Annotated in this window: 6 protein-coding genes and 2 pseudogenes; all 8 read left to right on the top strand. The window is 64.1% G+C overall.

The annotated features are described in order from the left end of the window. Positions 1-8: 8 nt before the first annotated feature. The 8 genes and pseudogenes from clpA (at position 9) to AKI39_RS15570 (ending at position 12,557) form a co-directional block, all read left to right on the top strand. Entirely contained in the window at positions 9-2,312 is a 2,304-nt protein-coding gene (gene clpA / locus AKI39_RS15600) for an ATP-dependent Clp protease ATP-binding subunit ClpA (RefSeq protein ID WP_066637862.1), read from the top strand. Further along, positions 2,312-3,658 carry a paraquat-inducible protein A gene (locus AKI39_RS15595; protein WP_066637860.1) on the top strand — a complete coding sequence of 449 codons (1,347 nt, stop codon included), beginning with the start codon at positions 2,312-2,314 and terminating at the stop codon, positions 3,656-3,658. The genes clpA and AKI39_RS15595 overlap by 1 nt, the downstream gene beginning before the upstream one ends. A 12-nt stretch (positions 3,659-3,670) precedes the next feature. Beyond that, on the top strand, positions 3,671-5,371 hold the full coding sequence (locus tag AKI39_RS15590) for a PqiB family protein (protein WP_066637858.1): 1,701 nt from the start codon (positions 3,671-3,673) through the stop codon (positions 5,369-5,371). After that, positions 5,368-6,036, top strand: coding sequence for a PqiC family protein (locus tag AKI39_RS15585; protein WP_066637856.1), 669 nt, complete (start codon positions 5,368-5,370; stop codon positions 6,034-6,036). The genes AKI39_RS15590 and AKI39_RS15585 overlap by 4 nt, the downstream gene beginning before the upstream one ends. 177 nt (positions 6,037-6,213) lie before the next feature. Next, positions 6,214-9,721 (top strand): annotated as a pseudogene (gene putA / locus AKI39_RS15580) (trifunctional transcriptional regulator/proline dehydrogenase/L-glutamate gamma-semialdehyde dehydrogenase); the annotation flags it as partial. 71 nt (positions 9,722-9,792) lie between these two features. Beyond that, a pseudogene (locus AKI39_RS26270) lies at positions 9,793-10,026 on the top strand (hypothetical protein); the annotation flags it as partial. A gap of 344 nt (positions 10,027-10,370) precedes the next feature. Further along, positions 10,371-11,525, top strand: coding sequence for a branched-chain amino acid ABC transporter substrate-binding protein (locus AKI39_RS15575; protein ID WP_066637851.1), 1,155 nt, complete (start codon positions 10,371-10,373; stop codon positions 11,523-11,525). 102 nt (positions 11,526-11,627) lie between these two features. Next, positions 11,628-12,557 carry a branched-chain amino acid ABC transporter permease gene (locus AKI39_RS15570; RefSeq protein ID WP_066637848.1) on the top strand — a complete coding sequence of 310 codons (930 nt, stop codon included), beginning with the start codon at positions 11,628-11,630 and terminating at the stop codon, positions 12,555-12,557. Positions 12,558-12,567 lie beyond the last annotated feature (10 nt).

The raw sequence follows: 12,567 nt of genomic DNA, 5'->3' as shown, positions 1-12,567 counted from the left end.
GAGGAAGCGTGATTTCCCAAGAGCTTGAAGTCAGCCTGCATATGGCTTTCGTCGAGGCCCGTTCGGCCCGGCACGAATTTATTACAGTAGAGCATCTACTGTTATCGCTGCTCGACAACGCTTCCGCGGTGGAAGTGCTGCGCGCTTGCGCCGCCAATTTGGACGACCTGCGCCGCAACCTGCGGCAGTTCGTCAACGAGAACACGCCTGTCATTCCGAGTGGCGCCGAAGTGGACACCCAGCCGACGCTGGGTTTCCAGCGCGTGATCCAGCGCGCCATCATGCATGTCTCGGCGGGCGGCAGCGGCAAGAAGCCCGTTACCGGCGCCAATGTGCTGGTCGCGATTTTCGGTGAAAAGGATTCGCACGCGGTGTACTACCTGCAGCAGCAGGGTGTCACGCGGCTGGACGTGGTCAACTTCCTGTCACACGGAATCACCAAGCAGCCGCAGGTCGAGTCGGCCGCGTCGCAGAAGGAACAGCAGCCCAACCCCGAGGAACAGGGTGAATCGCGGCAGTCGCCGCTGGACCAGTATGCGACGGATCTCAATGCCGCCGCGCTGGCCGGGCGCATCGATCCGCTGATTGGCCGGGAATCCGAGGTAGAACGCGTCATCCAGGTCCTTTGCCGGCGCCGCAAGAACAACCCCTTGCTGGTGGGCGAAGCGGGCGTGGGCAAAACCGCGATCGCGGAAGGTCTGGCGTGGCGCATTACCCGTGGCGAAGTCCCGGAAATCCTGCAGGCCGCACAAGTTTATGCGCTCGATATGGGCGCCTTGCTGGCGGGCACGAAATACCGTGGCGATTTCGAACAGCGGCTGAAGGGCGTCCTGAAGCAACTGCGCGGCAATCCCGACGCGATCCTGTTCATCGACGAAATCCATACGCTGATCGGAGCGGGCTCCGCATCGGGCGGTACGCTGGACGCATCCAACCTGCTCAAGCCGGCGCTGTCCTCCGGCCAGCTCAAGTGCATCGGCGCGACCACCTATACCGAGTATCGCGGGGTCTTCGAAAAAGACCACGCGCTGTCGCGCCGTTTCCAGAAGATCGATGTCAGCGAACCCAGCGTCGAACAGACCGTGCAGATCCTGCGCGGCCTGAAGACCCGTTTCGAAGAACACCACAATGTCCGCTATTCAGCGGCGGCGCTGTTGGCCGCGGCGGAATTGTCGGCGCGCCATATCAATGATCGCCACCTGCCGGACAAGGCCATCGACGTCATCGATGAAGCCGGGGCCGCCCAGCGGCTGCTGCCTCGCTCGCGCCAGAAAAAGGTCATCGGCAAGGTCGATATCGAAAACATCGTTTCGAAGATCGCGCGCATTCCGCCGCAATCGGTGTCGAACGACGACCGCAGCAAGCTGGCCACCTTGGACCGCGACCTGAAAACGGTCGTCTTCGGCCAGGAAGCGGCCATCGAGGCGTTGTCCGCCTCCATCAAGATGGCGCGTTCCGGCCTGGGCAAACCGGAAAAGCCGATCGGCGCTTTCCTGTTTTCCGGCCCGACGGGCGTCGGCAAGACCGAAGTCGCGCGACAGCTGGCGTTCACCATGGGCGTCGAACTCCTGCGTTTCGATATGTCGGAATATATGGAGCGCCACGCCGTGTCGCGCCTGATCGGTGCGCCCCCGGGGTACGTCGGTTTCGACCAGGGCGGCTTGCTGACCGAAGCCATCACCAAGCAGCCGCATTGCGTCCTGCTGCTCGATGAAATCGAAAAGGCGCACCCGGACGTCTTCAACATCCTGCTGCAGGTGATGGACCACGGCACCCTGACGGACAACAACGGGCGCAAGGCCGATTTCCGTAACGTCATTCTGATCATGACGACGAACGCCGGCGCGGAGACCCTGAATCGCCCGTCGATCGGCTTCGCGAATGCGCGAGTCGTCGGGGACGAAATGGCGGAAATCCGCCGGATGTTCACGCCCGAATTCCGCAATCGTCTGGACGCCATCATTCCATTCGCACCGCTCTCGCGCGAGATCATCCTGCGCGTGGTCGACAAATTCCTCATGCAGCTGGAGGACCAGCTGCATGAGCGTCGTGTCGACGCCGTGTTCACGGAAACCTTGCGCGCTCATCTGGCAAAGGAAGGATTCGATCCGCTCATGGGCGCGCGGCCGATGCAGCGCCTGATACAGGACACGATACGCCGTGCGCTGGCCGACGAGTTGCTCTTTGGCAAACTGGTCGATGGCGGCTCGGTCACTGTCGACCTGGATCAGGACGGCAAGGTCTCGCTGACTTTCGGCGATAAGCCGGCTTCGGACGCGCCTGACGCGCAGGAAGTCGCGCTGGCGGAGTAATGGCCCCGACATCGCCCCTCATCTCCTGCGAGCATTGCGGCGGCGTCTATCGTCGCCAGGAGCTGGGGCCAGGTGAACAGGCTTCCTGCGTCCGCTGTGGCACGGTGTTGTGGCGCTACAGCGGTCTGCATCCATCGGGGTGGTTGGCGCTTGCGCTGGCCGCCCTGATTGTTTTCCTCATTGCCAACGCCTATCCCGTCGCCATCATGCGCGTTCAGGGGATGGTGCAGGCGGCTTCTTTCCCGGATGCCGTTATCGTGACCTGGCGCCAAGGGCACGAGATCGTCGCGATCATGACCGGCCTGGCGGGCCTGGTTCTGCCGCTGTTCCAACTGGTGCTGCTGCTATGGGTGCTCTATCCGATAGCGTCGGGTGCCAGGCCACCCGCATTCTCCCTTGCCACGCGCATGCTGGGCCTGTTGGAGCCCTGGAGCATGGTGCCTGTGTTCGTGCTGGGTGTGCTGGTCGCGGTCGTCAAATTGGCCGGCATGGCTTCGGTTTCGCCTGGCGTGGGCCTGGGCGGTTTCGCGCTGTTGACCATCCTGCTGACCATGCTTGGACGCCTGACTCCCCATACGCTCTGGCATTACGCCGAGCGGACGGGTGTGGTGCATGTGCATATTCCGCAGGCCCGGCCGGGCGAGGCACTGACAGGGTGCCATGTATGCGGGCAGGTGCAGGCGCTGCCTGTCGCGCATTCGGAATCCGTCCATCACTGCGTGCGCTGCGATAGCGCCTTGCATCTGCGTAAACCGGATCACCTGGCACGCACCTGGGCGCTGCTGGTGGCGGCGGCCATTCTGTATATTCCCGCCAATATCCTGCCTGTCATGAATATCGACTCGATTTTCGGCGACAGCGGGCACACGATACTCGGCGGCGTGATCGAGCTGTGGCAGACAGGGTCCTGGGATATTGCCATGATCGTCTTCGTGGCCAGCGTAATGGTCCCCTTGACCAAGCTGCTGGCCCTGGCGGTGCTGGCCTGGCATGTGCAGCGGGGCAGCGTCGATAACCTGCGCCAGCGCACGCGTTTGTATGGCATGGTGGAATTCATTGGCCAATGGTCGATGCTGGATGTATTTGTCGTGATTCTGTTGGCCGCACTGGCGCGGTTCCACGGATTGATGACGATCAGCGCGGGCGCGGGGGCCGGTGCATTTGGCATGGTCGTCATACTGACCATGCTCGCCGCCATGAGCTTCGACCCGCGACGCGGCTGGGATGTCGCGGCTTCGCAGGCCGAGCGCGCGGCGCCCGCCGCCGCGCGGCTGGCCGGGCAGCACGCGAAGGCGGCAGCCGGCATGCCGGCTGCGAACAGTGCGATTCACAAACAAGAGGAATAAGGAAGCACCAGAATGTCTGACCCAGCATCGTCCGGAGACCACGCAGCGATCCGGACTCCGGAGGTCACCCGGCGTAAACGCCGTATTTCCTGGATCTGGCTTGTCCCATTTGTCGCCGCCGTCGCCGGCTTCACACTGGTGGCGCGCACCTGGCTGGAGTCGGGCCCCACGGTCACCATTACCTTCAAGACCGCCGAGGGCCTGGAGGTCGGCAAAACCCAGGTCCGCTACAAGGACGTCAATATCGGAACGGTGCGCAGCATCCACTTGAGCCAGGACCGGTCCAAGGTCATCGTGAAGGCGGAACTGGTCAAGGATGCGGCCAGCATTGCCCGTGAAGGCACGCAGTTCTGGGTCGTGCGGCCACGCCTGGGCTTGAGCGGCGTGTCGGGCCTGGGTACGCTGCTGTCGGGCGCCTATATCGGGGTAGATGCCAACAATGGCAAGGACGCGAGCGGCAAACCGGTTTCCGACGAAGAAAAAACCGAGTTCGTCGGGTTGGAGACGCCGCCGGAAGTCACGCACGACCGGCCCGGCAAGCGTTTCACGGTGCGCGCCACGGATCTGGGGTCCCTGGACGTCGGTTCGCCGGTGTATTACCGGCGTATCAGTGTTGGGCAGGTGATCGGATACCAGTTGGACAGCACCGGGCATTTCGTGAATATCCAGATTTTCGTCGATGCGCCCCACGATAAGTTCGTGACGAGCGACACGCATTTCTGGAACGCCAGCGGGGTGGATTTCACGCTGAATGCGGAGGGCCTGAAGGTCCGCACGCAGTCGCTTGTATCCGTGGCCGTGGGCGGGATTGCCTTCGGCCAGCGCGACGACGACACGACGGACACGCCGGCCAAGGCCGATACGGTGTTCAAGCTGTACGGCAGCGAGGCGGCCGCTGAAGCCATTCCGGATGGCGACCCGTTCCCCATCGTCATGCGCTTCGACCAATCGATACGCGGGCTGAGCGTGGGCGCGCCCATCGATTTCAATGGCGTGGTATTGGGGCAGGTCGATTCCATCAGCTTGGACTTCGACCGCGCATCCAAGCGCTTCTTTGCCCTGGTGCACGCCAATCTCTATCCGCAGCGGCTGGGCGCCGTGTACGAGCGCGTGCGCGAGTTCTCCGCGCAGGAGGACAAGGATGCCGGCAGGGAGGGTGTCACCCATCCCGGTGGCCGCCTGCTCGGTTCGATGATCCAGCACGGCCTGCGGGCGCAGCTGCGCAGTTCGAACCTGCTGACCGGCCAGCTGTACGTGGCCCTGGACGTGTTCCCGAACGCCAAGCCGGTTACGTTCGAGATGTCGACGCCGGCGCAGATTCCAACGCAGGCGGGCAATCTCGATCAACTGCAGCAACAAATCGCCAATGTGGCCGCCAAGCTGGACAAGATTCCTTTTGACCAGATAGGCGTGGATCTGCAGCGGACGCTGGCCAATTCCGCGCGCCTGATGGCACGGTTGGACAAGCAGGTGGCCCCGCAGGCCGAAGCCCTGCTCAAACAGGCCAACAAGTCGCTGGCCGATCTCGGTAATCTATTGGCCCCGGATGCGCCCCTGCCGGTGAATGCACAGAACGCCATGGATGAACTGTCGCGGGCGGCGCGCTCGCTGCGCGCCCTGGCGGACTATCTGCAGGCCAATCCGGAAGCGCTGCTGCGCGGCCGAGGGCCGGACCCGCTGCCCAACTACGGTACCACCAGGAATCCACGATGAATGCGATGATCGGACGCGCGCTCATGCCTGCGCTGCTGGCAGCGGCGCTGGGAGGATGTGCAACTTCCCCGCCCGTGCATTACTACACCTTGCTCACGCCGGACGCCGGGCCGCACGCGCCCGTACCCGCGGCGGGGCAGCCGGACGGCGGCAAGCCGCCGTATCTCCTCGACATCCTGCCGGTCACGGTGCCGCCGCAGGCCGATCAACCGCAGATCATGATGCGGGAAGCCGATGGCGTGGTGGCGGCGTATTACTCGGATCGGTGGACAGCGCCGCTCGCCGATGAGATCCGGGGGGCACTCTCCTACAACCTGGTCCGCGACCTGGGCGTGCTGGACGTGCAATCCATCAATGCGCCGGCCAATGCCCCCTTGTGGCGGGTCCAGGTCGACGTGCAGCGCTTCGACGCGACAGCGGGGGGCGAGGCGGTGCTGGATGCGACGTGGCGGGTGCGGCCGGTCAACCTGCCGGGCCGAACCTTGCTCTGCCGCAGCCTGATTCACGTTCCCATGGAAGGCGCCACGCCGGCGCGCGCGGTATCCGCGCAGCAAAAGGCCACCGTGGCCCTGGCCGGCACCATCGCCAGCGGCATACAGTCGGCGGGAGCATCGGCCCGGGCCGGCAGCGACGCGGTACAACTCAAGGGCTGCGACGGCGCTTGAGCGAGCGGGGCGCGGTGTCACCCTGTGGCCCGCTGCGGTATCGATAAAGCTTTTAAAAATCTAGGGTTAACCTTAATATTCTGTAAGGTATAACCCGCCTACTATCGCGGGCAACCTCCAGCCCGAAGGCGGGCGATATGGCCCTTTTTCTTTATAAATAGCGAGTACCGAGCCAGCATGGGCACTACCACTCTTGGCGTCAAAGTCGACGAAGCGTTGCGCGACCGTCTGAAGGACGCCGCATCCAAATTGAAATGCACCCCGCACTGGCTGCACAAACAGGCCATCGTGGCCTATCTCGAAAGGATCGAGCGGGGCCAGTTGCCCGCGGAAATCGCCCATTTCACGGGCGGGGAGGCACCGCCGGAGGAGCCCGAACTGCAGCCGCTGGCCCAGGTGCCGCCTTTCTTCGAGTTCGGTCAGGATGTGCAGTCGCAGTCGGTGCTGCGCGCGGCCATCACGGCTGCCTACCGCCGGCCCGAGCCGGAATGCGTGCCGCTGCTGCTGGGCCAGGCGCGCATGCCCAACCCCGAGAAAATCCATGCCACGGCGGCCGGCCTGGTGCGCGCGCTTCGTGACAAGCGGACGGGCGGCGGCGTGGAAGGCCTGATCCAGGAGTTTTCGCTGTCCAGCCAGGAAGGCGTGGCGCTGATGTGCCTGGCCGAAGCCCTGCTGCGCATCCCCGACCGTGCCACGCGCGATGCCTTGATCCGCGACAAGGTGGCGCGCGGGGATTGGCGGTCGCACGTGGGCGAATCGCCTTCGCTGTTCGTGAATGCCGCGACGTGGGGCCTGATGCTCACGGGCAAGCTGGTTGCCGTCAATAGCGAGCAGTCGCTTTCGCGCGCCTTGACCCGTCTCATCGGCAAGGGCGGCGAACCCTTGATCCGCAAGGGCGTGAACATCGCGATGCGCATGATGGGCGAGCAGTTCGTGTCCGGCCAAACCATCTCCGAAGCGCTGGCGAACAATCGCAAGATGGAAGCCAAGGGCTTCAGCTATTCCTATGACATGCTGGGCGAGGCGGCCACCACGTCGGCGGACGCGGACCGCTACTACGCTTCCTACGAGCAGGCGATCCATGCCATCGGCAAGGCGGCAGCAGGGCGCGGCATCTATCAGGGGCCGGGCATCTCCATCAAGTTGTCGGCCCTGCATCCGCGCTATTCGCGTGCGCAGCGCGATCGCGTCATGGCCGAACTGCTGCCGCGCGTGCGCGCCCTGACGCGGCTGGCCCGCGGCTATGACATCGGCCTGAACATCGATGCCGAAGAAGCAGACCGCCTGGAAATCTCCCTCGATCTACTCGAGGCGCTGTGCTTCGATCCGGACCTGGAGGGCTGGAACGGTATCGGTTTCGTGATTCAGGCTTACCAGAAGCGTGCCCCGTTCGTTATCGACTACGTCATCGATCTGGCGCGCCGCAGCCGGCATCGCCTGATGATCCGCCTGGTCAAGGGCGCGTATTGGGACAGCGAAATCAAGCGCGCGCAGGTCGACGGCCTGGAAGGCTATCCCGTCTACACGCGCAAGGTCTATACGGACGTCGCTTACCTGGCGTGCGCGCGCAAGCTGCTGGGTGCGCCCGAAGCGGTTTTCCCGCAATTTGCCACGCACAACGCCTATACCCTTTCGGCGATCTATCAGTTGGCGGGGCAGAACTACTATCCCGGCCAGTATGAATTTCAGTGCCTGCACGGCATGGGCGAATCGCTTTATGAAGAAGTGGTCGGCCCCGTCTCGCAGGGCAAACTGAATCGTCCTTGCCGCATCTATGCGCCGGTGGGGACGCACGAAACGCTGCTGGCGTATCTGGTGCGCCGCCTGCTGGAAAACGGCGCGAACACGTCCTTCGTGAATCGCATTGGCGATGAAAGCATATCGATCGACGAATTGATCGAAGACCCGGTGGAGGCCGCCTCGGCCATCGTCCCGCTGGGCGCCCCGCACGAGAAGATCCCGCTGCCGCGCGAGCTCTACGGCAGCGTGCGCGCCGGTGCCCGCGCCAATTCGCAAGGCCTGGACCTGAGCAATGAACATCGCCTGGCGTCCTTGTCGGCCGCCTTGCTGTCCAGCACGGCCACCGCGTGGCGCGCCTATCCCACGGTGGGTGCCGCTGCATGGGATGACGCGCGCGCCATACCCGTGCGCAACCCGGCGGACCACCGCGATATCGTCGGCCAGGTCATCGAAGCATCCGAAGCCGAAACGCAGGAGGCGCTGCGCCGGGCCGGGCAAGGGGCCTCGATCTGGCAATCCACCCCGGTTCCCGAACGTGCACTGTGCCTGCGCCGCGCCGCGCAGATGCTCGAAGAGCAGATGCAGACCTTGCTTGGCCTGATCGTGCGTGAAGCGGGCAAATCATTGCAGAACGCCATCGCCGAAGTGCGCGAAGCGGTGGATTTCCTGCGCTACTACGCGGAACAGGCGGAACGCGAATTCGACAATGCCACGCATCGTCCCTTGGGGCCGGTGCTGTGCATCAGTCCATGGAACTTTCCGCTGGCGATTTTCACCGGGCAGGTCGCGGCCGCGCTCGCGGCCGGCAATGCGGTAATCGCCAAGCCGGCCGAACAGACGCCGTTGATCGCGGCGCAGGCCGTGGAAATCCTGCGTGCCGCCGGCGTACCCGAAGATGCCGTGCAACTGCTGCCGGGCCGTGGCGAAACGGTTGGCGCCGCGCTGGTGGCCAGCCCGGATATCCGCGGTGTCCTGTTTACCGGTTCGACCGATGTCGCGCGGCTGATCGCGCGCAGCCTGGCGGACCGTCTGGATGACGCGGGCCACACGATTCCGCTGATCGCCGAAACGGGTGGGCAGAACGCGATGGTGGTGGATTCCTCGGCCTTGACCGAGCAGGTCGTCTACGATGTGCTGAGTTCGGCCTTCGATTCCGCCGGCCAGCGCTGCTCCGCCCTGCGTGTGTTGTGCGTGCAGGAGGACAGCGCCGACCGCGTGCTGGAAATGCTGCGCGGCGCCATGGCGGAATTGCGCGTCGGCAATCCCGACCATCTGTCGACGGATGTCGGCCCGGTCATCGACAACGAGGCCAGGGAAGGGATACAGCGCCATATCGACGGCATGCACACCGCGGGCAAAGCGGTGACTCAGATCCCGCTGTCGCCGGCGTGCCGCAACGGTACCTTCGTCGCGCCTACCTTGATCGAGATCGGCAGCGTGCGCGAGCTCAAGCGCGAAGTCTTCGGGCCGGTCCTGCACGTGGTCCGATACAAGCGCGATCAGCTGGACGGGCTCCTGGACGACATCAACGCCACGGGTTACGGCCTGACGTTCGGTGTCCATACCCGCATCGATGAAACCATCGGCCATGTCACCAGCCGGGTACATGCCGGCAATATGTATGTGAACCGCAATATCGTCGGTGCCGTGGTGGGCGTGCAGCCGTTCGGCGGTGAAGGGCTGTCGGGGACGGGGCCCAAGGCGGGCGGGCCGCTGTATCTGTATCGGCTTCTGTCGCGGCGTCCTGCGGGACTGGCGGTGGGAGGCGGTGCTCCGGCGATGCCTGTCGTCCTCACCCTGCCAGGGCCCACGGGCGAAGCCAATAGCTACCGCCTGGAACCGCGCGGCACGGTGCTGTGCGTGGCGGCGTCCGAACAGGGCGCCCGGGCACAGTGGGCGGCTGCCCAGGCGACTGGCAACCGCGTCCTGTTCGCCGATAACGGCGTGGCACGTCAGTTCGTCCAGAACCTGCCGCCCGCCCAGCGCGATAGCGTGCTTTTCATGCGCGACGAGGACGTGGAGACGGCGGATTTCCAGGCGGTGCTATTCGAAGGCGACGGCGACGCCCTGCGCTCGCTGGGCGGACGCGTGGCTGCGCGGCCTGGACCGATCGTCTCGGTGCAGGGCTTGTCGACCGACACGCTGGCACAGGGGCAGTCCTATGTGCTGGATCGCCTGGTGGCGGAGCGCTCGATCAGCGTCAATACGGCGGCGGCCGGGGGCAATGCCAGCCTGATGACCATAGGCTGAGGCGTTTTCCACGCTTGAGTCCCGTAAGCGTTGAAAAAGTGAAAACGCCGGTGCGTTTTAGCAGGGAGACAACGAAGCGCACCGGCGCGTGACATGACATATCCTTTCGCCTTCCATGGCGTCCGGGCGCGGGCGGTATGGTGGGGAGGGTAATCGCCAATATCTGCCGCCGTCGGCGGCACCGAAAATTCCGTTGCCATGGCGTCGATCGCCAGAGCCGCGCCTATCCGGCGCACGCATAAATTCAAAACAGCACGGACCGCGCGATCACGCGGTCCGTGCAGGCAACGACGGACGGGAAACCCTCCCGCAGATCTCACTGGCTATCCTACAAGGAGGAATAGATGCGCTTTACTACAACGATACGATCGGTCGCAATGTCCATCGCCACCGGGTTTTGCGTGGCCGGCGCCGCGCATGCAGCCGATACGGAAGTCAAACTGGGCTATGCCGGTCCGCTGACCGGCCCACAAGCGCACTATGGGGAGGACATGCAGAAAGGCCTGATCCTCGCCATCGAGGAGGCAAACAAGAAAGGCATCAAGCTGGATGGCAAGACCGTCAAGTTCGTCCTCGTTTCGCGGGACGATCAGGCCGATCCCCGTACCGCCGTGGCGGTCGCGCAGCAACTCGTCGATGAGGATGTGAAGGGCATCCTGGGGCATTTCAATTCCGGCACCACCATACCGGCGTCGCAGCTCTACCACGATGCCGGCCTGGTGCAGATCGCCATGGGGACGGCGCCCGAATATACCAACCAGGGCTATGAAAATACCTTCCGCATGATGACCAGCGATACGCAGCAGGGCGCGGCGGTCGGTGAGTTCATGGTGAAGGACCTGCACGCGAACAACATCGCCATCATCGACGACCGCACTTCCTACGGGCAGGGGCTGGCCGACCAGGTTGAAAAGGCGGTGAAGGCCGCGGGCGGCAAAGTGGTCCGGCGCGAGTACACGAGCGACAAGGCCAACGACTTCACGTCCATCCTGACCAATATCAAGGGCGCGTCGCCCGACGCCATTTTCTTCGGCGGCCTGGATGCGCAATCTGGTCCGATGAGGCGCCAGCTGGCCACCCTCGGGCTGACGAAGCCGTTCGTATCCGGCGAAATGACGCGCAGCGATACCTTCCTGAAGCTGGCAGGCGATGCGGCCGAGGGCACCTACGCGTCGCTGGCTGGCGTACCGCTGGACGAAATGGCGGCGGGCAAGGACTTCGCCGCCGCCTACAAGGCGCGGTTCAAGGAAGATCCCGGCGTCTATGCGCCTTACGCCTACGATGGCGCGTGGAACATGATCACGGCCATGGAGCAGGCTCAATCCGCCGAACCGCAAAAGTACCTGCCCATGCTGCGCAAGCTGCAGCGCAAGGGCGCGACCAGCGACAGTATCGCCTATGACGCCAAGGGCGATCTGAAGGAAGTTTCCGTCACCATCTACCAGGTCGAGCATGGTAAGTGGCAGATGGTCAAGACCATGGTGAGTCAGGCGCAATAAAGCGCGCCGGCACGGCGCGATGCCGTGCCGCGACCCCGCCTCCGGGGTTCATCCCTGCGCGGCATCGGCTGTCCGCGCGATTTACGTTTCACCTGGCATTCCATGGATATTTTCATACAGCAACTCATCAACGGCCTGACGCAGGGCAGCATGTATGCCCTCGTCGCGCTGGGCTATACCATGGTGTATGGCATCGTCGGCCTGATCAACTTTGCCCACGGGGATGTCGTCATGGTAGGGGCCATGGTGGCGACCACGCTGGCGTTGACGCTGGTGGGCGCGGATCCGTCGATCTCGCCTTGGCTGGTCTTCGGCGTGGGCCTGCTTTGCGCGCCACCGATTTGCATGACGCTGGGCTGGCTGGCGGAGCGGGTCGCCTACCGGCCATTGCGGCGGGCGCCCCGCTTGGCCGCCCTGATCACCGCGATCGGCGTCTCCATCATCCTGCAGAACCTGGCCATGATGATATGGGGGCGGGATTACGCGCATTTCCCGCAGATACTCACGCCCCGCGTTTTCGAGCTTGTCGGTGCGCGCATCAGCACGCTGCAGATCGCCATCATCGCGATCGCCGCACTGATGATGGCCGGACTGCTGCTGCTCGTGCACAAGACGCGCCTGGGCACGGCCATGCGCGCGACCGCGCAGAACCGCGAAGTCGCCGGCCTGATGGGCGTGAATATCAATACGGTGATTTCCGCGGCTTTCCTCATCGGTTCTGCGCTGGCGGCGGTCGCCGGCATGATGGTGACCACCTACTATGGCGTGGCGCACTACACGATGGGATTCATGCTGGGCCTGAAGGCTTTTACCGCGGCGGTGCTGGGTGGCATCGGCAACCTTGCCGGCGCCATGTGCGGCGGCATATTGCTCGGCGTGATCGAAGCTCTTGCCGCCGGATATATCGGCGACCTGACCGGCGGCTTCATGGGCAGCCATTACCAGGACGTCTTCGCCTTCCTCGTGCTGGTGCTGGTCCTGATCTTCCGTCCTTCGGGACTGCTGGGTGAACGCGTGGGAGATCGCGCATGATCACAAGTTT

This window comes from Bordetella sp. H567 (assembly GCF_001704295.1).
In the GTDB taxonomy this organism is placed as follows: Bacteria; Pseudomonadota; Gammaproteobacteria; order Burkholderiales; family Burkholderiaceae_B; genus Bordetella_C.
This window is presented reverse-complemented; position numbering and strand designations above follow the sequence as displayed.